The organism is Paraburkholderia fungorum (genome assembly GCF_902833645.1).
GTDB lineage: Bacteria > Pseudomonadota > Gammaproteobacteria > Burkholderiales > Burkholderiaceae > Paraburkholderia > Paraburkholderia fungorum.
On record NZ_CADFGE010000009.1, the window covers coordinates 245,722 to 267,918 of the forward strand.

Here is a 22,197-nt window from a genome sequence, read left to right on the forward strand (position 1 = left end):
CTTCGGCATCCATCAGGAAGGCTCATGGTGAGTCTTCAACGCCTTTTTATTCGCCAATCGTTGGCATGAGGCATACACCATGAATGATCCGAAAGAACGTGTCGACGTTGATTCGATCGACTGGAGAAATGTGCTGCCGTACTACGTGCAGGACGAGAAGATCCTCAGCGGTAAGTGGGGGGCGTGTCCGTTCTGCACAGGCAGCGCGACGTTCCGCGTTATATGGGATCGTCGCGGGAAAGGTGGTTCGGGTTGGTATTGCGCTAAGTGCGAAACCGGTGGCAACCTCGTGAGCGTCATCCACGAGATCACCGGCAAGCCCTTGGCCGAAATCTATCACGAGCTTAAAACGCAGCGATATAACCAGGGCATGGAGCCTTCCACTTTCATTCCGAAGGTGGCCGTGCGTCCGGAGAAAAGCCCGGAGGAACTTCGTACGATCCTGCGCAATACCTGGGAGCGTAGTCTGGCCATCACGGAAGACTCGCCTGTCTGGAAGTACCTGTGTCATCGCGTGCCTGGCTTTCGTTTCGAATGGCTCGGCCCCGATGTCCGTCATCACCCTGGCCTCACGTATAGGGCGCACGACGGCAAGGACATGGGTAAATTTCCGGTACTGCTGCAGCGGCTCGTCGCCGCCGGCGACAAGACTGCTCGGACGCTTCAGCGAATCTACCTGACACCGCAAGGCGAAAAGGTACCGTTCGTTGATGCGAAGGGGAAACCGGCAGCAAAGAAGCAGATGTCCTCGCCGGATGGTCCTGCAGGCGGTTCGACGCGGCTTAACAACGCCGTTTCGCGAACGCTTGCTCTGACAGAAGGCGCGGAAACTGGGTTTGCAGTCGTTGCGAAATATGAAAACAAAATTGAAGTGCGCAGCATGCTGGACTGCGGCAACCTGAGCCGTGCTGACCTCGACTGGAGCAACTACGACGCCATCTTCATCTACGCCGATCGTGACCGAGAGCAGGAAAAGCGGGCAGCGAAGGGCGAAGACGGCGAGGATGGGCTCATGAAGATCCGGCCGGGTGAGTACCACGCAGGCCTGCTCGCCGAAAAGTTGCGCTCGATGGGCAAACGCGTAACGGTAATCGCATCGGTCCAGGAAGGTGTGGACTTCTGCGACATCTGGAAGCTGCAGTACGAACGTCGCGCGAAGCGGCTTGCGGAGCGTGCCGCGCGTCAGGAAGAGAAGGAGCGTCTGCGCCAGCAGACGCGGACGTTTCGTCGTGCAGCATGATGACGCAATGTTCTAACAGCGAGCGGCCACCCTTCGGGGTGGCCGTTTTCGCTTGTGCTTAGCGCACGTTTGAGACGAGTCGAACAGACGACGGAAGAGGGCATACCGAGAGGCCCAACAGGTTGAACCAGTCATCGATCTGGTGACGTGTGACCCGGCCTCCGGCCCGCGGCGCTGGCACGAGGAAACGTTGCGCGAAGTCGCAAGCAACCTCCTCGAAATACTCGCTTGACCAGAACGAAGCCTTCCAATCCGGCCGTAGGAAGCGCACGACGAGCCTCGCCAACACGGCGGAGCCTTCGGATGCTGAAGCCCACGGTAGCCCGTCAGCGGGCCATGCAGTGGTATCGCCAGGCAAGTTGGTACGTCCGACCTCGGCGGCCGCGCCATCATCTTCCTCATCTTTGAGCCCAAATACGAGCCCCCATGAATGGAACGGGGGCAGGGAGTCAGCAACATGTTGACCAATGATCAGGGCTGGTGCCAGCGACGAGGCGGTGGCAGGCACAGCTTGCAGGCGGGAACCGAGTGTCACTAGAGCACCATGGATTCGAAGATGCCCCAACAATACCGGTTGCAGCTCAGCGTGCAAGTCTCCCCTGATTTTCCAACTTAATATACGGACAGCCACACCTTTCCTCTCCATACGGCCCTTCGGGCCGAACCCCGCCACCAAGCCGAAACGTCAATTTCCGTGCCAGACAAGTGCTTGTAAACAAATGACTTTTCCATTAACCTCCGGGCTATGAGTGGTAATGGGACGGCGAATATGGCTCAGCAAGCACAGCTATTTGAGGATATGGAGTCGGGTATTGAACCCGACCTGACCGAACTCGCGCCTTCGCGCGATCAGTGGCTGCGGGTACCCGCGCTGGCGTTCGAGATGTGGGTGCTGAACGTCGCAACGAGCGACGGGCAGAGCGCATACTCGGACCAAACAATCCGCCAGTACCGCTCGATGTTCAATGGCTTCATCCGGTATGTCGCCGAACACCGCACGACGGTCCTGTCGGCTGGCCCGACCGTGGTGCACGACTTCCTGACGTCCTTACAGGGCCGCGATCCTAGCGAGCCCGGTGTGGCCGCGGACTTGCAGAAGGCGAAGAGTCGGCCGGCGCATCGCTCAACGCTCAAGCGCCACTCCGACCTGATCGACGAGGTCATGAATCACCTCGTCGCACGTGGTTACCGCAAGATCAACCCGGTGCTCGAAGCGACGCGCATGCTGCGCGGCCGGCAGAGCGGCCCGCGGGTGGTCTGCATGCCCACGGAAATCGACGCGCGTCTGCAGACCTATCTTCTCCAGGACATGGATGTGTCGAGCTGGCAGGCTCGCCGCACGCGTGCGCTGCTTCTGCTGCTCGCCGGCGGCGGGGTCACGGCTTCACAAGCGAGCGATGCTCGCCTGAGCCAGTTCGTCTTCAACGACGTTGTGCCATCGTTCGATTGCGCGCCCGACAACGAGCAGGAAGGCTACCGTGCGGCGCTCGCTCGGTTTTGCGTCGAAGCGTTGCGCGATTGGGTCAAGGAGCGAGAAAACGGCATCGGCCCGAAGAACGCCGAGCCGGACGTGGTGTTCCCGGGCAAGAACGGCCAGGCACTCTCAACCGTGAGCGTGTACAAATCCGTGCGCAACGTGCTGCGCGAGATCGGCTTCCACGGCGATGACATGGGGCCACGCGTGCTGCGTACTACGTACGCGCGGCGGCAGTTGCTGGCAGGTGCGACGGTGGAAGAAGTGGCGGGGCTTCTGGGGATTCAGAACACCCGTATGGTCGAGCGTCTTGTGCGAATGACGCCGACGCACACGGGCTACATTCCGGTGTGACGAGGCCGGTCTGAAGGGCCCGCCGACAATCAGCGGGCGAAGTCCTCGTGTTCTTCGTGAGGCTGCGATTCCCACGGCTCGATCTCTGGGTGCGCGTCACTTGCACCACCATGCTCGCCGGACTGATGACCGTAATCGAAGGTTTCGGCTTCCTGGCCTTCGTCTGCTGCCGGAAGCTCGGGTTCGCTCCGACGCGACTTTTTGTCCTTCTTGAGTTTCTTCATCGGCGCGATGCCGCCTTTTTTCTTCTTGCCGACGAACGACAGGACGATCAGGATCACAGCAATCACGCCGACGACACTGGCGACGGCGATATTGTTGTGCTGGAGGAAGTCCATCGCACGGTCGTACAAACTTTCGGGCGGACGATGCAAATTCGGCACGAACGGCTGGTTCACGCTAGCGGGCACTGGGCTGCTGGCCTTCGCGTGTGGGCGGATACGCTCCTCGAGCGCATTGACCTCGGCCGAGTCAGCAAAAGGCAATTGGGGGTTGATGCTCATGGCCTGCTGGAGCTCACGGCGTGCCTCGGCTTCGCGGCCGGGTATGTGCGAGAGGGCAAGCGCCATCATGTAATGCACCCGTGGCGCATTCGGGTGGTTGGGCTCCACCTCCTTGATCATCTGCTCGGCCTGAGTGATTTGGCCGGTCTGAATGGCCGTGTTCACGTCCGAGACCGACGGTTCGGCGTGGGTAAGGGCAGATGCCCCGAGCAAAACGAGCGAGAGCAGGGAACCGCGGATCGGACGAAGCATGGACTGATTCCTTCTATGAACGTGTAGGTTTGGCCACGCAAAAGTGCCTTTCTATTGTCCGACGTGGCCATTCCCATCAAAGCACGAAAATTCGGCCTGAAAACCTCGCTTTTCGCACGCCAACCGTCGCGGCGGCTCAGCAATGGTTCGCCGCTAAGATATGCCGTCGGCGCTGTAGGCACCCGAGGCGAGGTCAACTGCGCCGCGTGACTTCAGGTTACAGCCTCGATACCGATGTCAAACTCATGCCCGACATCGCGCTCCGCCGGCCGCGTCATACGCATCAATACAACCGACACGCTAGTCGTCGTGAAGTCGCTCTCGTAGATGCGGGAAAACTCAGCCTCGACGTTCGGGATAATCTGCCTGTTCCTGTACGATCCCGGCATCACCGCGACCAGGCGACCTCCTGGAGCGAGCAGCGAGCAGGCATACTCGACGTGCAGAGCAGCCCGACCTTCTGCAAACGTCGGGTTCATCACCACCACATCAAATTTGCGGCCGTGCTCGACTGCGTCTTGCGCACAGGTGATGAAGTCGCCCTCGCGAATGTCTTTATCCCACTCGTCGCGGCGCTTCTGCGGCATTAGCTCGTACACGTCGGTGAGGCTCAACACCCGGCGCCAGTAGCTGGCGTTGAGCGCCTTGACTGCACCGTCGACCTTAAAGAGCTTATCGACATACAGCCACCTAAGGACTGCAGGATTAGAGGAATTCACGGCCTAGGAACTGATCCGCGAGGCCCTGGCCCACGGTCTCGTCGGATGCTTCGAAATACTGGCTGTTGACCCTTCGAAAGCGCGCGTTCCAAATCTGCACGCCCTCGACGATGATGCGGCCGTCCGGCACCCGAAATACACGCGCCTGGCGTGAGACCGAGCACTTGTAGCCTTGTGCAGGACGATGCGCTCGACCTTCATAGAGCGGTTTGCCTGCTGTGGAGCAAAGGGCTTCGAGCGCGGAATTACGCTGGCGAATAGCCCGCAGGGCGATCTGGTCTGGGGTCATAGAGCCTCCAATGGATTGGCGTAAATCCATCTTCAAGCGCGACCGCAAAGATGCAAATCAGGGCGGCGTCGGAGACTCGCACGCACGCACGATGAAATCGCATGAAGGAATAAAACTTATCCACAATTGCTGTGGATAACGCTGTGAATAGCGCAGCGCGAGCAAACACCAATCGTCACAAAATCAAGATGTAGACGAGGCAACGAGTTAGATTGCCTGATCTTGACGCAACACCAGTCCATTCAACCAGCAGTCGACCGCGATGCGTGTTGAGCCGGCAACAGTCAGGCCCGGCGAGGCAGGCTTCGACGAAGGGCAGTGCGCTTAGATCTTCGGCGCGATGACAGAAGGAGAGCAGGGAGGTCCAGGCTCTCGCTGATCCGCCTCTGTCGCGCTGCTCCTGATCTCGATTCACTGAGCAGCCGTAGCGCGAGCTCTCCCTCGAGGACGCCAACCCGGTGACGTTCGCGGGAAACATCCCGCTGTACGCGGTCGATCTCATCACGCAAGCCAGCTTCGGTTTCGGTACTTCTCTGGCGAACATCCTCAAGAGTGCGCTGCACTGCTGCGCTCGCCGTGCGTGCGCGGTCGATCTCGAGCATCGAGCGGCGAGACGCTTCTTCGTAGCGAGTGGCCGCCTGCTGTGCTTGCTCGCGCGTGGCCGCGAGCTCGGTAGCGAAATCAGTTCGTGCCCGATCGAGCGCTTCGTCGCGCAGGCGAATCTCCTCGCGGAACGCAGCCACTTCCTGTTCGAGGTTCCTTTTGCCTTCGAGCGCGGCCGCGAGCCGGCTCTCTATCATGCGGATCTCGGCCCGCGAATCGCCCAACTGGGTCTCGATGCGAACAACCTCAGCATGCTTGCGAAGAACTTCCTCCCGGGCCTGCAGCACTTCAGCCTCCGCCTGAGCGCGGTCAGCGCGAATCTGCGATCGCTCAAGATCAAGACCCGCGTCTGCATCGGCGAGAGCGCGCTCCCACAACGTTCCAACCATGTCCGCCGCGAAGTCGACTAGCTCAGGGCGAAGGTCGGTGCGGTCGATCCGGATACGCGCCTTTGCCTGAATCTCTTGCCAGAACTCCTTCAGAACCGCGCCCGGCGTGCCCATCGTGCCTTTGCGCACGAGCTGGTAAAGACCATTGGCGGTCGGCGTGACCCCGAAGCGAAGAAACAGTACCCGGCATACCTGGCGATAGATCTCGCGGGTGTCGTCGACCTGCGACTTGATGCGCTCGACCTCGCGGGCGATTTCCTCCTGCTGTACGACGGAGTCGGGGGTCATAACAGGCGTTTCCTCGGCGTTGAGCGTAGATAATACAACGTAATACGCACTAAACACAACTATTCGTGATACGTAATTCACATTATGCATATAATGGGGAATTGACTACGCGGGGCGATCTGGCAAAATGGGTTTCACCGAGGCGCCCGGGTCCGCGCCAAAATTGACTAGCAAACGGACATCAGGACGGTCGATGAACACGGAAACAACTCTGCCTACGCGATACGCCTCGGCGATCCAGCTCCGCGCAAGCGAGATCGGCGGTTTTGGCTCGAACCTCGGCGATGCGACGCGCCGCCAGATCCGCGCCGAGACCGATCTGGAGGCCATCGCGCTATGGCTTGAGAACTATGTTGACCGCGCGACGACGCATGCGAACTACCGGAAGGAAGCCGAGCGGCTGCTCCTGTGGGCGCTCGCCGAGGCGCTCCAAGGGCCCGGTGCGATCGCGCAGGAGGATCTTCGTGTGTTCAGGGCGTTCCTGGCAGCCCCTGAGCGGAGCAACCCGCTCTGGACCCTGATTGCGGAACTGAAACCCCTCTCGTCGCTGACCCACGAAGACCTGACCCGCTACCGGGAATTTATGGCCGACCCGCAACCCGGTTCAACGTGGATCACGGAGAATGGCGCCCGCTATCCGACGGATAATCCGCGCTGGCGACCCTTTGCCAGCAAACTCGACCCGGTCAGCATCAGGCAGGCCGTCGTGATCCTGGACAGCATGTTCGGCTGGCTCGTGGAAGCCGGTTACCTGCGTGGCAATCCGCTCGGCCTGTTGCGGCAGCGGCGCCGGCGGCCGGCGCAGCACATCACACGCTTTCTGCCGGCCGTCATGTGGCAGCACGTCAAGGATTACGTGACGGCCATGCCGGAAGATGACCCGACGCAACAATCCGACAAGGCGCGTGCGCGGTGGTTAACCACCCTCTTCTACCTGATGGGTGCGCGGATCTCGGAAGTAGCCGGAGGCACCATGGGGAACTTCGTGCGGGAAATGGGCGCGGACGGCAAGCAGCGCTGGTGGCTGGAGGTAGTCGGCAAGGGTCTGAAGTACCGGCGCATCCCGGTTTCGGAAGAACTGCTTGCCGAGCTGATACGCTACCGGCAAGCGCACGGCCTCGAGCCGCTGCCTGCACGGAACGAACTGACTCCCCTCCTCGTTCCGTTTCGCCGTCGTGCCGGCAATGTCTCAGGCGAAGGCGTCAATCGCAAGACCGTGCACAACGCTATCAAGGAAGTCTTCAGGCAGGCTGCCGACTGGACGGAAGCCAGGGGCGGTGAACATGTCGAACATGCGGCTCACATCCGCGTAGCATCGGCGCACTGGCTGCGACATACAGCCGCATCACACATGCTGGACAACAAGATGGATCTTCGCACGGTACGCGACAATCTTGGACATGACAAAATCAGCACGACAGGCCAATACGCGCACGAAGAGGACGATCGTCGCCACGATGAAACGACGCAGAGCCACCGGATGAATTGGCGCTGAACTTTTGTCAGGGCTCGGTGAGCTTGCCTGCCGACGCCGCCGTGGGTAGCGGCCCAGCTCTCCAGCATTCTGCTCAACTGGTCCGGGCAGGCTGCTCCAGACGTGCCGTCACCGCCCCAGCGCATGGCGTGGTCACGGCTCTAACCTCTGCAGCTTGCGATCGCCCTCGCGACCGCCGCGACCGTGCGTTCGACATCGTCTGATGTCGTGCGCCAGTTACAGACTGAGATACGCATGCATCGTTGTCCACGCCACGTCGTACCTCCAAAGAAGGCTTCCCCAGACGCCGTGACGGCAGATATAACCGCATCAGTACGCGTGTCATGATCGGCGGAGCCTGCATCGGGTCTGGCATCCAGAAATCGAACCAAACCCTGATTAATCTCTGATCTCCAGACAACTTCACCGCCCTCTAAGGCGCCGATCTGATCGACGAGCTGGCCAGCAAAACTGCAAGTCCTGTCTATCAAGTCCGCGACGCCTTTTCTGCCCAGCTGCTTAAGGGCGGCATATGTCGCGACCGACCGGCCCCGACGTGACCACTCCGCATTCCAATCGATGGGGTCGCGCGCAGTGTCCACGCGCGCGAGATAGCTCTCTTTATGGGACACCGATGCGAAGTGAGCGTCTCGGTCAGCGACAAACACATAACCACAGTCGTAAGGCACGTTAAGCCATTTATGTCCATCGGCGACCCACGAGTCTGCGCGTTCGATTCCGTCTACGAGGTGTCGATGCGCATCGCTCGCGGCAGTCCATAGGCCGAACGCGCCATCGATGTGCACCCAGGCGCGACGAGAATGAGCCAACTCGATCAGATCCTTGTAATTGTCGAATACGCCTGTATTAAGGTCGCCAGCTTGCAACACTACGACGGACAAGACGTCCGGCCTTCCATCAAGCGTAGCCTGCAACAAATCGACTGGCAGCTGTCCTCGCTCGTCGGATTGCAAACGGACGAGCGCATCCCGGCCGAGGCCTAAGATGCGTAAAGCACGCTCTAGCGAACCATGATACTGATCGCTAGTGAGAATTCTCACTTCTGGTGCGCCTCGCAAGCCGCATTTTTCGACATCCCACCCTAGCCTTGCGAGAAGCGCGTGCCTGGCTGCCGCCAATGCAACCACATGCGCCATCTGGGAGCCTGTCGTCAGTGCGAAGCTCGCGGACGCCGGGAGATGGAGGACCTCCTTTAACCATGTTCCGCAAACCTCTTCAATGACCGCCTCCGCCGGACTACTGGCGTGCATCGCGGCATTCTGATCCCAGACGGACGTTAGCCAATCTGCAGCAACGGATGCCGGCAATGCCCCGCCAATTACGTACGCGAAGAATCGACCTCCTGCGCTCCCGAGGATGCCATCAGATGCGTCCCGAACGAGCTGCTCTATCACCTCACAAGGATCAGTACCGGCCTCGGGCAGATCGAGCAAGAAGCGAGCACGGAGCTGGTCAAGCGTGGCACTGGCGCTGACTCTCGAGTGGGACAGGCCTTCGATGTAATTTTTGGCATAGACGAGTGTCTTGTCCAGAACGGCAGTTTCGTGCGCCAGGTTTTTCATGGCTTTTCCCTTGTTTATGAGCAACGTCGGTTCAATGGCTCGAGGTGCGCTGATGGATGATTCACGGATCAGGAAACGCTAGCTCGGCAGCGACTTCCCGGCCAACCTGTAACTCGCACCCTGCCCCTGCGCAGACGACTGCGTTTTGTCCGAAGACGATTCCGCCTTCCATCCGAGGGCTTCGCCGAAACGAAGACAGCGTGTCCAGGGGCTCATAAGGTGAGCTGGTTCTCCGCTTTCCTGTTGCCTGATCTATCGTTGTAACGACGCAGCGCGTGCAGGGCTTGCAAAGCCTGAAAACGAGATCACTACCACGTTCGGTGGTGATCGAGACGCTCTCTATGTAATCCTCTTCAAATGGTTCCCACCCTTCAACCACTACGTTCGGCCTGAACCGACTCATTTCCACCGATGCGACACCGCGTGATGCTAGTCGAGAGTTGAGGTCATCAAGGGAGCTTTGGCCGATAAACAAAAAAGGAAAGCCATCGGTCAAGCGGGTAGTCGAACGTTCAACCGTCCAGTTCTCATCTACCGTGCGCTCGGCAGTCTCATCGAAACGCACCAATCGCGATTTGACTCCCAAAAAATCCGAGAACCACTGCGCCGTCTGCTCACCCGCGTCAATGACGCGAACATCATCGCGCCACAACCTAACAGCGTAGCGCTTCCCTGACGCTGCAAGCACTGATGCGTCAGGCAATGCGTGGTCCTGCATGCCAACCGCGGAAACAATCAGGCCCTGTCCATCGGCAGACACACTCGGTTTGACCAGTGCGAGTTCGGATGCCTGGCGCTGGCTCAAGAAATGGCCTTCCGCGTCGATCAGCATCCACTCCCGATCGAGTTTTAACCCGTCCGGCAGAACTGCGCAATGTTCGAGGGCGATACCCGCGCAGGACTTAATTGGATAAGTCGTAATGCTCTTGATATGTGGCATAAGTGTGACCGTCGAGCCTTTCGTCTATTTGTAAGTTCGGTTGTGCTGAATTTAACCGCGCTCACGTCGCTCCCGTACTAGTAAATTATTGAACTCAATCTGTCAATATAAACGATGCGCGCACATGCCAACTGATGCGCATTGAATGACATTGCCTTTTTGTTTCACACACTTTAGAAAATCTAAATGCAAGAGTTAGAACAATTGGCTTGTTCGTAGGTCCACCCATCGCAATACTTCGCAGGCACTCGGAATTGCTTTGCTGCCGCGTTCATGTCAGGCTGAATAACACGAACTTCGCGTACGCTTATCCGTGTTAAATCAAGCTGGCCAGTTGTCGTGAATGCAGGCAAACCTCACGGAAAACCTTTAGCGGGGTACGTATGCCGGCATTCGAAATCTTCCGGAAAATGGATTGGTCGAAGATGGTCTACGACTTTGATGTGGACGGTTCGCAGCTACTTCCATGGCAGGGATATCCCATGCCATTTGGTGGCGCATGGTGCATTGCAAAACCGCACACGAGAAGTCGTCCCCATACCCAGATTGACCAGGAAATATTTATCGCCATAAAGGGATCGGCCAAACTCGTCATTGGTGAAAGCACCTATGACTTTGAATTCGGAGATATTGCCGCAATTCCGAAACATACGGATCATTACGTCGTAAATGACACGAACGACGATTTTCATTTCTACGTGGTCTGGTGGGACGAAAATCACGCGTCCCGCTTCTTCCGGGAAACGGAAGCGGAGGTTACTAAATAATGGCGAATATCACTGTTACCATCACCCCTCCCACTCCGAATGGCGATCTGCATATCGGCCACCTTTCCGGGCCATTCCTCGGAGCGGACGTCTTTGCGCGTGCTCAACGGCAGCGAGGTCACAATTGCGTCCTCGTCTCATATTCGGACGATTACGAGTCGTATATGCTGCGCCGGGGTCGCGAGCTCGATCGGGACCCCGTTGAGCTCGCCCGCGAAAACACGGAAAAGATGACAGGCTCGCTTAAGCTTGCGGGTATCGAAATCGATCATTGGATGTCCCCGTACGGGAACCATCATTACCGTAACGCTGTTCGTGAGATCTTTAGCTCTGCCGCCGAAGACGGCGCAATAGAATTCCGCGACTCGGCGGAGCCGTACTGTCCGAGCTGCGATGTCTGGGGCTACGAAGCTTTCGGACGAGGAAATTGTAACCATTGCGGCGCGGATTCGGATGCCAGTCAATGCGAGCACTGCGCTAACGCTCCCGATGCAAAGAAAATGCGCAATTTTCGATGCAAGCTGTGCGGCAGCGCGCATACGTGGCCGCAGGTAAATCGCGCCTTCCTTCGCATTAGCCCCTTTGCCGACAGGCTCAAGGCGGTGTTCGCGGAGACGCCATTGCGCCCGTCAACACGAGCCTGGATTCAGCAAGCACTGTCTGCGCCGCTGGAAGACTGGGGAGTCACACGACCGCACGACGGCGGACTTGACCTCGAGCCAGATGGCTCCTGCAGGGTTCAAACGTGGTTTATGTCCCTTGCTGGTTACATTGCCTCCTTTCGCGAGTTGTTCTCTGACGATGCCAGCAAGGATGCTATTTTCACAAAGTTCTGGAAGACCGACGGCAGCATTCTTGCGCATTTCATGGGATACGACTGTCTCTACAGCCATGCGATCGCGATGCCGGCTTTGCTGATGACCATGCCGGGCTATAAGGCCAAGCAGCGCTTCTACGCAAATCAATTTTTGACGCTCAGCGGGGAGAACTTATCAACCAGCCGAAACTACGCCATCTGGATACGTGACCTGATCGCTGAGGCCTGTCCCGACAGCGTTCGTCTCTATCTCGCGTCGGTCGCGCCGGAAGATAGCACGTCTGATTTTAATATCGAAGCATTCCGCAAGTGGCGGGCGGATACATTTACCAATCAATATAACGCCTTGATCGATATCGCGACAAACCAGGCATCGGAGCATTGGCTTGAGGGGCTTTATTCTGACGACAAAACCTACGTTCTGTCCGCCAGAGCGCGCTGGTTCAGCGCGACATCGCTTGATCGCTTCTCCATCCGCTCGCTTGCCCAACTTGTCCTCGACCTTTTTAGCCTGTCCTACGAACGGATGGGAAAGCAACTGCCCTTCAAGCATCTTCTCGTCATGGCTGCCATTTTCGGCGAGCCGCTTCATCCCGCTTTATCGGCGCGGATCTTTCGATGCACCGGAGTTGATAGAGATGCCGCTCTTACAGATGTTATGACAGGTAGTGCGGCCGAATACTCCATCTGAGCAAGTAGTCTGGTCAAGGAAGAGCACATGACGCAAGCAGATTTAGATGTGGTGGTTGTGGGAGGCGGCGTCACCGGCGTCGCAATAGCCGCCAGTCTGTCCGTCACTGGTAAGCGCATCGGGATCATCGAGCGTACCCGTTGCGGCGCCGCTGGCGCGACCTCTCTCACAGGAGGCATCGTGCGCGCTTACGACCGGGATCGGTGCGTAACTCATCTCGCCTCCAGGGCAATAACTGAACTTCACACAACGCACGTCGGGCGAATCATGCAGCGCGCGCTCTCCAGAACCGGCGTGCTACATGCCATCCCGTTATCCCAAGAAGCAGCTGTCAGGAGCGCGATTTCCCGTTTTTCGTCGTCCACGTATCCTATGACGCTTCTGAGCCGCGACGAGGCAGTGAAGTTGACCGGCTTTGTGGAGGGCGCACCAGAAAGGCTTTATCTCTGGGAGCCCGACGGAGGACATGCAGACGCCATCCTTGCTGTGCGGTCGCTACTCGCAACGATTCGTACCAGCGGCCTCGTTCTGGAGGGACATCAAGTACTCGGCGTCTCCGGGAAGTTTGGAGACATCGAGGTACGATTGCGCAACGGCGTGCTTCGAGCAAAGGTCGCCGTGGTCGCCGCGGGGACGTGGTCCAGATCGCTCTGCACAGCACTTCCTATTGTCAACCACACCATCCCGTTCGTTCGCTTGTGGAGCCCCAAACCGTTAGCTTTCCCTATCATTGACGCCGTTGCAGGAACGTATGCACGGCCTCTAGGCTACGGTATCGTCCAGGTCGGCTCCGCAGTAAGAGCCCACGGCGTGCCTCCCGATTGCATACCGTCGCCATCAATTCACCAAGTGAATGATGCGTACCAGCGTTTTTCGGCCATGACAGGCTGGAACTTCACACCTCAACTGGCACTTGATGCGGGGGCAGGGGCGGACGGCTATTCCGACGACGGCCGACCAATCTGCGGATTTCTGAACGAGCACGACGGCATATACGTCGCTGCGGCGATGTGCGGAATTGGGTATAAGCTGGCTCCCGCTATTGCTTCGATCGCAACTGCCGACATCTCGGCAGCCCTATCGTCACGCACGAATGATGAGCCCGGCTTGAGTTATCTTCGGCCCATTCGGTTTCGTGTGGCCGCGAGCCCGGTCGAGGCACAAGCATGACCACGCCAAAGATCCGGATAGGCATTTCAGCGATCTTCGATCCGCGGATCACGGCACACGGCCGAACGCTTCTACGCTCTCTTGAGCTGTTCCGCAATCATTGTCGGCCCGACGCATCAATCACATATGAATTTGCCGACGATAACGCCAAGCGGGGCACCGCGATCAGCGTAGCCGAGATGTTCGCAAAAAAATCCGTCGACGTCGTGGTCGGACACTTCTCATCGGACGCGGCCGTGGGAGCCGTACCAATCTATGAAGCGAACGGAATCCCCCTACTTCTGCCCGCCGCTACCGCCAGCGTTGTGACAGAAGAAAACAGCAACGCATTCAGGATTTGCCCGAACGATACTGCGCTAGCGCGCCGGCTCCTGAGCTTTGTGCTTGGACGCGGATGGTCAACGATCCACCTCAGTAGCGACGACAGCCTGCACGGAACAATGCTGGCCAGGGAGATCGAGAACGCGGCCAGCTCAAAGGTGACGTTTACTACGATTGCCTCCTCTGCGGACGCCTTGGTGTTTGCCGGCCGCCTCGCGTCGAGCGCACAATTTGTCTCCACGACGCGCATGCAACAAATTGATGCCCCAATCATTCTTACTGACGACGCCGCTTCTCCCTCCCTCCCAAGGCTCATTGATAAGCCGGGCGAATTGTACATCGTGAGTTTCGCTCCAGCGCATGCCATTGCGCAAGGTCAGCGGTTCAGCAGCCTCTACAGACTCACCTACGGTGTCGACCCCGACGTTTACGGTCTTGAGTCATTCGCCGCTTTGCAGGTTGCCTCCAAGGCTCGAGCATGCGGCGCGGGCCTGCTGCGTGCGATATCCGAGGGAACTTTCGACACAGTCGTGGGACCGGTGCATTTCCTGCGCGGTGAACGGGCGGGCGCGCCCCACGGATTGTGGCGCGTAGAAAGTATGTGCCTCGTATTCCAGGAACTGCTCAGCGACACCACCCACCTCACTCAAACGAAGGGCGAATCGGTCCTCAGTTGAGCAGAGCGTCGCTTGCTTTGCGTCTGATAGCGATCGACCGGTCGCGGTTTTCCATCCCTTAACGGAGCATTGATGAACAATGATTTTCGCTGCATCAATGAACTTGATGTTGTCGGCGTCGGTTTCGGGCCGGCCGGGATAGCGCTGGCTAGTGCCATCGCCGACTCAATGGAACATGGCGCGGCCTGCCCGGTTGGGAACGTGAGGTTTCTCGAAGCCTGCTCAATTCCTGCGTGGCATCCCGAATTCATCCTGCCGGGAACTGATATAAATCACAACGTGTTTCGTGATCTCGTTACCCCCCGAAACCCACGAAGCCGCTTCTCATTTGCGATGTACCTTCATGAGAAGGGGCGCCTCTACAAGTTCGGTATCCTCGGCCGCCCGGCCAGCCGACACGAATGGTCCGATTACGTCTCTTGGGTCGGCTCACAGCTTTCACATCTAGTCTCATACAAACAGCGAGTTATTGAAATCCTGCCGAACGTTCGCGACGGCGCTTTGGTCAGCCTGGACGTGGTGACGTCCAGTGGTGTCTGGCGCTCAAAGCAACTCATTCTGTCAACAGGCAGCTATCCAAACATTCCGGACACTGTCAGCCCACATCTTGGAAACCGTGTTTTTCATACATCGCAGTATTTGAGCAGCATCGAAGCCTTTGGCTCGCGGCTACCAAAGCGCTGGCTGGTAATTGGCTCCGGACAAAGCGCCAGCGAGGCGATCATCGACATCTTCCAAAGACGTCACGACTGCGAAGTGGTTTCACTGCATCGATCTAGCGGTTTCAAGCTGGCTCAGTTCGGCCACTTTCCCAATCTCGCGTTCGTGCCGGAGCGTGTCGACTACTTCCACAGCCTCGAACCAACGGCGAGAGAACGACTATTTCGCGAGGTAAAGGCTACGAATTACGCCGGGATTGATCCTGACGAAAGCCTGGCCCTGTATTCAATGATCTATGAGGATGCGATCGTGGGTCGGGAAAGATTGACGGTACAGCCTTTCAGCGAGGCTGTCAGTGTCAATCGCGACGGCGACGGCTATCGCGTTGTCATTCGTGACGTGTTCAAGGACCAACGTACCGAGCTTATGGTCGACGCAATATTGCTTGGCACCGGCTATCAGCAGCCCAAGATCCCGCCCCTATTATCCGCCTTGCAACCGTGGCTGGACGTTACAGAGGAAGGTGCGCTCTCGATCGGACGCGACTACCGGATCTTGCTAAAGAACAGATCCGATGTAGCAATCTTTGCGAATGGCCTCTCAGAGCGCAGCCACGGCATAAGCGACGCGCAGTCATTTTCATTGTTAGCTCTGAGAGCCGGTCGCATCTTTTCTTCGATGGAACAACAACAGCCCGTGTCAAGCTAGCCGACGCGCAGCGGGTATTCAAGAAGAGGTATCAAATGTTCAAGACCGTATCGCAGATGGTTCACGACAATGTTTTTTTGCAAGTCAAAGGTCTTCCCCTGAACAACGTATTTCTGAAAATCGAATCGTTTAATCCGGCCGGCTCCGTGAAGATGAAGACCGCGCTAGGGCTTCTCCATAGTTTCGAATCAGAAAACCGCATCAAGCCCGATTCGGTGCTCATTGAGTCCTCGTCCGGCAATCTCGGGGTAGCGCTCAGTCTGCTTTGTGCAGAGCGCGGGTATCGCTTCGTATGCGTTGTAGATCCGAACACGTCGCAACAGAATGTAAAAACGATGCGCGCGTACGGAGCAGAGGTTGTGACGGTTAGCCGGAGGGACAGTAACGGCGGCTATCTCGGAACTCGTATCGCCTATGTTCAAGATGCCTTGAACTCTGACGAAAGATTCATATGGCTGAACCAATACTCAAATCCCGAGAACCCGAAAGCTCACGCACGGACAACTGCGCTATCGATCGCGAAGAGCTTCGACCACGTAGATTACCTGTTCGTGGGCGCGGGCACAACGGGAACCCTGATGGGTTGTGTCCAGTACTTTCGGCAGCACAGACCTGCGACAAAAATCGTCGCGGTCGACAGCGTGGGATCCGTAACCTTCGGCTACCCCGCCGGCAAACGCTTTATCCCTGGACTCGGTTCGAGTCAGCGCCCCCCGATTTTTGAAGATACCGGGATCCACGAGCGCATCATGATACCGGAGGCAGACACCGTATCGGCATGCCGCCGGCTGGCACGCACCAACGGTATTCTTGTAGGCGGATCAACAGGCACCGTCATCGCGGCCGTTGAATCTGTTGCACAAAGCATTCCCCCTGATGCCATCGTTATCGCAATTTCGCCGGACTCGGGCGATCGCTACCTTGATACCGTCTATGATGACGAATGGGTACGCCACAGATTTCCCAGCGCGTTGCCAGCGGCCGTTTGCCGCGACACGTTGAAACATCAAGACTCGCCGTCGGGGCACGGTCAGGCGGGTGAGGCGCCTTCCTTCGCCGTAGTGCCGGGACGGACCGTAAAGGAAATTCTTGATCGGGACCTGGTCAGTTGCATCCACGATGTCAGGATGACCTATCTCGCTCATCATGCTGGTGAAACAGTCAATCCGGACAGCTACTTTCTTCGCTTTCCAAATTCTCCCCGAAACCGAATAATCGCCCTGCCCGCATCAATCGATAGTGGCGTCCGCGCAACCGGAATCAAGTGGATCGCAAGTTATCCCAAAAACACTGCGAAAGGCTTGCCACGAGCATCGGCGACCCTGATCCTGAATGATCCAGAAAGCGGCTTCCCGTACGCCTGTCTTGAGGCTTCCTACATCAGCGCTGTTCGAACAGCTGCATCTGCGGTCCTTGCCGCGACTCACTTGAACGACCGGAGGAAGAGCGCGCCCGCCATAGGCTTTATCGGCGCGGGCGTGATAGCCCGAGCGATCGCGAATGTGTTTCACGCCGATTCATGGTCGTTCAACCACGCTGGAGTGTTCGATCTGGACGAGACATCGCGCAAGTCTCTGGTCGCTCATCTTGCCTCCAAAGGGCAGGTTGCCCACGAATGCGCAAATGCAACCGAAGCTCTTGGTGCTGACATCGTCGTTTTGGCGACAAACGCATCCGAACCGCACATAACCGAACCTGACAGTTTTCGCCCGGGACAGATCATTCTTAACATTTCGCTGCGGGACGTCGGTGCAGATTTGATCTTGAAGTCCGCCAATGTCGTTGACGATGTAGAGCATTGCCTCAAGGCAGATACATCTCCTCATCTAGCCGAGAAAAAGTTTGGGCATCGGGATTTCATCTCAGGGACGCTCGCCCAGCTCCTTTCCGGGGATCTGCTTCTGGATCGCAAGAGGCCATTGATCTTCTCCCCGTTTGGTCTCGGCGTTCTTGACGTGGCGCTAGGCGCTCGCGTGCTCGCCGCGGCACAGGCGGAGGGAGCCGCGGTCCCAATTCCGGACTTCTTCGCGGAGACGACCAGATGGTAACCGATGCTCTGACTTCCTCGAGAACCGGCGCTCTGACCATAGGAATCATCGGGCTGGGGCCCAGAGGATTGTCTGTTCTTGAGCGCCTGCTCGCCATGGCGGAGCATACTACCATGCGGCTCAAGATCGCCATTTTTGAGCCGGGCGAGCTTGGCGTCGGCGTTCATTCGGTAGATCTACCGGACCATCTGGTGCTGAATACCATAGCGTGTCAATTGAGCGCTTTCCCGGACCGAGCCTCCCTTGAAGGAGGGCCCGACCGCACCGGACCTTCGCTCTACGAATGGAGTAAAACGGCCGGCATAAAAGTTCCGTGCTCCCACGGTAGCTCTCGTCTACGGGAGGCAGAGCCCACCGATTTCTTGCCGCGACGCCATTTAGGCCGCTATCTGTCGTGGGCCTATTCCCGCTTCCTCGCGCAAGCCCCTGGAAACGTCACTATTGAGGAGATCCGGGCGAACGCAATACGGATGGAGCGATTGCCGCAGGGTGACGGGTACCGGATCGTCGCAGAAACCGGAGATGAGACTGTTGTGGACAAGGCCTTCATCACCATCGGGCACCCACGGAATCCTGGGCGACCTGGCAATCTTGGTCTTGCCGCTCGGCCGGCGTCGGTCGTCAAGGGTAGTCCGAATGCTACCGTCCGTGACATTGTCGAGATCTCGGGCTTGGGCTTGACTGCCATGGACGCGATCGCCAGCCTTACGGTAGGGACGTCGGGCAGGTTCGAAAAAGACAAAGATGGACGAACGAGATACGTACCCAGCGGGCGCGAGCCAGGGATAGTTCTTTTCTCGAGGAGTGGGTTACCATTTCATGCGCGGCCCCGGTTTCTCGCGACACATCGCAAGCACGCTCCCGCTTTATTCACCGAAGCCAGGATTGCGGAGCTTCGCGCAAGCCAAAGAAACGGACTTCTTGATTTCGAGCGACACCTACTGCCGATGCTTAAGGCGGAGATGGTGCTTGCCTATTACGACGCGCGTGCTAAAACAGCGGATATCGATTCTGATATCCGAGAGCGTTTTCGGTCTTTCAGCAACGTGGACTGCGAAGAATCGGCCGCCGGTCTCACCGAGTTGCGCGACGAGCTCGCCCGCGATTTCGGCCCATTTGACCCGGATGACTTCCTCATAACGACGCTCCCCGCGGATCTCAGGGAAGATGACTACAGAAATTGGTTCGTCGATTATCTGACCGATGATCTTTCGGAAAGCAAGGTCGGCCTTGCCCGTAGTGCGCGGAAGTGCGCCCTGGAAGTCTGGCGAGACCTGAGAGACATGATCCGACTGGCTGTCGACTTTGATGGACTCTCTACCTCGTCTCGGGTCCGGTTTTACTCCATTTTCTCCCCCCTTATTAACCGCCTGGTGGCGGGCCCGCATATCGAGCGGCAGGAACAGTTTCTCGCGCTACTTGGCTCCGGTATCGTCCGGCTGACCCGGTTTAGTGACCTCCCAGCAGAGCGCCTCAAGCTCCAGAAAAGCGGCCGGCCGACGCCCTTTGACGGCAGTATCAACACGGGTCGCACGTACATTGTGACGGCTCAGGTTGGGAACCACAACCTCAGGGACGCCAACGCATCGTTGCCGGCACAGTTGATCCAGTCCGGAATTCTGAGTCAGCTTGAGGGCGCATCATCGGCCGGCATCAAGGTGGACGAAGAGGGTCATGCAATCGATGCGCGAGGCACAAAACTGACGGATTTGTGGGTCTTCGGACCGCTGGTTGAAGGGGCGACGTACTACAACCACTACGTTTCTTCACCGAATTCTTTCTCGCGGGCCGTATATGACGCGAATCGAGCCGCGCGGGAATGTCTTACCGGAGCGGCGGTTCAGGAGGCAGCATGAGGTGTTGGCAAGCGCTTGCAAACGTGCCTCCGCCTGATCTGTTACTTGCTACTCGGTGACTGACTAGCAGGGTAATGACATTGAAACCGCATATTTAAACGCGCGGAAAGCGATATGAATATCGAAGCTGCATTTGTCAGAGAGCACGAACCGAAATTGACTTCTCATGCAGGAGCAGCGAACTCGCATTCGTTCTCGGTGCTCTTTCGAGAGTTGCTCAGCTCTGAGGCGCCAGGAGCGGACTGTTTGGCGGCCCAGGTAGCAGACCACTACGAAACTGAAGTCCCAACATATGACTGGCTTTCCGATCTTGTCGAGTCCTGCCGGTTCCACTCCCCACAGCTTGTTGGGACGAAGCTGCTACACCAGCTTCGTTCGTCACTCGACAACGCGAAGGTTTGCGCACTTACCGCAGAGGAGGCCGCTTTCGTCCTGGTTCAATACGCCCCCCAAGCTATGCTGACTGGGGCACTTCTACAAAAAACATTCTACGCAACACGAAGCGGGACAGAACTTGCCGCCGTTTGCCACCGCATGCATCGAGCAATTTTACGTCAGCACTCTCATCGATCGAACAGACACGAAAGCTACGCTGCAATGCTGCAGTTGCTCGACATTTATTTACCCCCATTGGGATCACCAAGGCTGCAGACTGAACTGGACATCCAGGAGCTTTCGTACGAGCTTCCTACGATCGATCTAGCGATGTCGCGCTTTCCGAACCGATACATGCCAGAAATCCTCGGAGCTTGTCTGCACGATGCCGCCCTTGGGTGGCCCGCTATTGCGCGCGTGGCTGTTGAGCAACTGTGCGCAGCGGGCCAAATCGCTGGCAAGGACCTGTTCCTGAGCGACGAAGAGCAACGACGCTTGCTGGACGAGGCGTTGCTGGCAATTACTATTTTTGTCGACGAAGCTGAGGGCCGCTCGGAAGACGTGATCCCACTCGTCGCCCGCATCTGTCTGTCAGCCGTCCGTCGGGCGCGGAGCTGCTCAGCGTGGTCGGAACACATTGCATCGTTGGCGACGAGGGGGTATCTGCAGCCACGCGCGAAGATGCTGCGTCTACTGAAGAAGAAGTCGAAATACGCGGCTGGTTATCACGGGCATCTTCGGCTCGGCAAATGCCCGTTTGATCAATTAATGTCGCAAAACCCACGCCAGTTCATCAGCGAGTTGGCAAATTCCCGTTACATCGTCCCTGGCGAACCCGACCGTAGCGCGCTATTAACGTCCCTCATCGCGCCGACGGGCAAAATGTTTCGTATATTTCAGCCCGCAGAGCAGGACATCATCCGCTCCTGGATATCCTCTCTTGCCACTGTCGAAGGGGAGATGAGCTGCCGACCTCTTTGCGCGGACAGCAGCGCAGCCAAGAGCGCGAATAGCTCCGCAGATTCTGTTTCGGGTGTCAACAGGATCAGCGACACGCAGATCGCCAAGCGTTCCGGCGTACTGAGTTTGCCGGCCCGTGAAATGTATTATCGCCTACTAAATGCCGAGCAAGACGCTGAAATTAAGAGACTTGCGCTCGACTACGCCTTGCGGTGGCTGCGGCTCTCGGAGCGTCAGAGCGCCATCGGGAACCGTCCCCCGCCATTTCGTGAATACAGTCATCGAGCGCTCAACGATTGGTTTGACCAGACAGTTGAGAAGCAGATAGCTTCGTATCATCGGACGGATCCCACTGATTTCAAAAGCCGCGATCGCGTCGTGAACGATGCGGTTCAACTCTGTCCGCTAGTCATGATTGACGGAGCATGGCTGCAGGGTTGGTGCAGCCCCGGGCTTACCGACTCGCCAATTGGGCGCATTTTGTACACGATCTATTCCGATGAGATTGGCAACGGCGATATATCCCTGAATCATCCCAACATATTCAGAAGCTTGATGAGTGAAATGGGAATCGATGTACCCGAGATCGGCTCCCGCTCATTCGCCTATTGGGAAGGATTTGAAGACGACTCGTTTCGTGTACCCGTCTTGTGGCTTGCTCTTGCCCTGTTCCCCCGACGGTTTGTTCCCGAGACACTCGGCCTGAACCTTGCCATGGAGCTGTCAGGCGTGGGAGGGGCGTACCGAAGCGCGCGCGATGAACTTCGGCATTACGGCTTCTCCTCACACTTCGTTGACCTCCACAACACAATTGACAATGTATCGACCGGTCACTCGGCGATGGCCAGGGAAGCTATCCAGCTCCATCTGGATGGCGTGATTGATGCGCGCGATCGGCAAGCCGTGGACGTGCACTGGCAACGGATATGGACCGGCTACTTGGCCCTGGTGCCGCCGCCGGAATCGTTCCTGAGCCGCTTTTATCGCAGCAGAAAGTACAGCGTTGCCGCGAACTGACGAAGTATCCGATGAGGTGCAT

Annotated in this window: 17 protein-coding genes; 11 read left to right on the forward strand and 6 right to left on the reverse strand. The window is 57.7% G+C overall.

From position 1 onward, the window contains the following. Positions 1-130 precede the first annotated feature (130 nt). Positions 131-1,240: a DUF7146 domain-containing protein gene (locus HWX91_RS26650; RefSeq protein ID WP_244144147.1), complete on the forward strand. Its 1,110-nt coding sequence runs from the start codon at positions 131-133 to the stop codon at positions 1,238-1,240. Between the two features lie 769 nt (positions 1,241-2,009). Beyond that, positions 2,010-3,068, forward strand: a complete 1,059-nt coding sequence (locus tag HWX91_RS26655; RefSeq protein WP_162181285.1) for a tyrosine-type recombinase/integrase — start codon at positions 2,010-2,012, stop codon at positions 3,066-3,068. A 29-nt stretch (positions 3,069-3,097) separates the two neighbouring features. Here HWX91_RS26655 and HWX91_RS26660 read toward each other — a convergent pair whose 3' ends face one another. The 4 genes from HWX91_RS26660 to HWX91_RS26675 form a co-directional block, all read right to left on the reverse strand. Further along, positions 3,098-3,823 carry a hypothetical protein gene (locus HWX91_RS26660; protein WP_028195447.1) on the reverse strand — a complete coding sequence of 242 codons (726 nt, stop codon included), beginning with the start codon at positions 3,821-3,823 and terminating at the stop codon, positions 3,098-3,100. A 212-nt stretch (positions 3,824-4,035) separates the two neighbouring features. Then, complete coding sequence (locus tag HWX91_RS26665; protein ID WP_028195446.1) at positions 4,036-4,542, reverse strand: hypothetical protein; 507 nt, start codon at positions 4,540-4,542, stop codon at positions 4,036-4,038. Next, a complete protein-coding gene (locus HWX91_RS26670) occupies positions 4,529-4,831 on the reverse strand; it encodes a hypothetical protein (RefSeq protein WP_028195445.1) in 303 nt (100 codons plus the stop codon). The genes HWX91_RS26665 and HWX91_RS26670 overlap by 14 nt, the downstream gene beginning before the upstream one ends. A gap of 284 nt (positions 4,832-5,115) precedes the next feature. Further along, positions 5,116-6,111: a DNA-binding protein gene (locus HWX91_RS26675; protein WP_052660667.1), complete on the reverse strand. Its 996-nt coding sequence runs from the start codon at positions 6,109-6,111 to the stop codon at positions 5,116-5,118. 193 nt (positions 6,112-6,304) lie between these two features. Here HWX91_RS26675 and HWX91_RS26680 point away from each other — a divergent pair, with 193 nt between their 5' ends. Further along, the gene (locus HWX91_RS26680) at positions 6,305-7,606 is read left to right on the forward strand and encodes a tyrosine-type recombinase/integrase (protein ID WP_042274399.1); all 1,302 of its coding nucleotides are present in this window, start codon (positions 6,305-6,307) and stop codon (positions 7,604-7,606) included. A 140-nt stretch (positions 7,607-7,746) separates the two neighbouring features. On the opposite strand, the gene HWX91_RS26685 is transcribed toward HWX91_RS26680, so the two are convergent. Together HWX91_RS26685 and HWX91_RS26690 are read right to left on the reverse strand one after the other, a co-directional pair. Continuing rightward, positions 7,747-9,168 (reverse strand): pyridoxal phosphate-dependent decarboxylase family protein, encoded by a 1,422-nt coding sequence (locus HWX91_RS26685; protein ID WP_028195444.1) that lies wholly within the window; start codon positions 9,166-9,168, stop codon positions 7,747-7,749. Positions 9,169-9,229: 61 nt separating this feature from the next. Then, positions 9,230-10,108 (reverse strand): MOSC domain-containing protein, encoded by an 879-nt coding sequence (locus HWX91_RS26690; protein WP_028195443.1) that lies wholly within the window; start codon positions 10,106-10,108, stop codon positions 9,230-9,232. Positions 10,109-10,491: 383 nt separating this feature from the next. On the opposite strand from HWX91_RS26690, the gene HWX91_RS26695 reads away from it, so the two are divergent. The 8 genes from HWX91_RS26695 (at position 10,492) to HWX91_RS26730 (ending at position 22,175) form a co-directional block, all read left to right on the forward strand. Further along, positions 10,492-10,875: a cupin domain-containing protein gene (locus tag HWX91_RS26695; RefSeq protein ID WP_028195442.1), complete on the forward strand. Its 384-nt coding sequence runs from the start codon at positions 10,492-10,494 to the stop codon at positions 10,873-10,875. Next, positions 10,875-12,383 (forward strand): methionine--tRNA ligase, encoded by a 1,509-nt coding sequence (locus HWX91_RS26700; RefSeq protein ID WP_028195441.1) that lies wholly within the window; start codon positions 10,875-10,877, stop codon positions 12,381-12,383. Before HWX91_RS26695 ends, HWX91_RS26700 begins: the two co-directional genes overlap by 1 nt. A gap of 27 nt (positions 12,384-12,410) precedes the next feature. Continuing rightward, positions 12,411-13,553 carry an NAD(P)/FAD-dependent oxidoreductase gene (locus tag HWX91_RS26705; protein WP_028195440.1) on the forward strand — a complete coding sequence of 381 codons (1,143 nt, stop codon included), beginning with the start codon at positions 12,411-12,413 and terminating at the stop codon, positions 13,551-13,553. After that, entirely contained in the window at positions 13,550-14,551 is a 1,002-nt protein-coding gene (locus tag HWX91_RS26710; protein ID WP_052660666.1) for an ABC transporter substrate-binding protein, read from the forward strand. The genes HWX91_RS26705 and HWX91_RS26710 overlap by 4 nt, the downstream gene beginning before the upstream one ends. Positions 14,552-14,623: 72 nt before the next feature. Further along, a complete protein-coding gene (locus HWX91_RS26715) occupies positions 14,624-15,919 on the forward strand; it encodes a SidA/IucD/PvdA family monooxygenase (RefSeq protein WP_028195439.1) in 1,296 nt (431 codons plus the stop codon). A 35-nt stretch (positions 15,920-15,954) separates the two neighbouring features. Further along, positions 15,955-17,967 carry a 2,3-diaminopropionate biosynthesis protein SbnA gene (gene sbnA / locus HWX91_RS26720; RefSeq protein ID WP_081832995.1) on the forward strand — a complete coding sequence of 671 codons (2,013 nt, stop codon included), beginning with the start codon at positions 15,955-15,957 and terminating at the stop codon, positions 17,965-17,967. After that, complete coding sequence (locus HWX91_RS26725) at positions 17,961-19,823, forward strand: FAD/NAD(P)-binding protein (protein WP_028195438.1); 1,863 nt, start codon at positions 17,961-17,963, stop codon at positions 19,821-19,823. Before sbnA ends, HWX91_RS26725 begins: the two co-directional genes overlap by 7 nt. A gap of 114 nt (positions 19,824-19,937) precedes the next feature. After that, entirely contained in the window at positions 19,938-22,175 is a 2,238-nt protein-coding gene (locus HWX91_RS26730) for an iron-containing redox enzyme family protein (protein ID WP_052660665.1), read from the forward strand. Positions 22,176-22,197 lie beyond the last annotated feature (22 nt).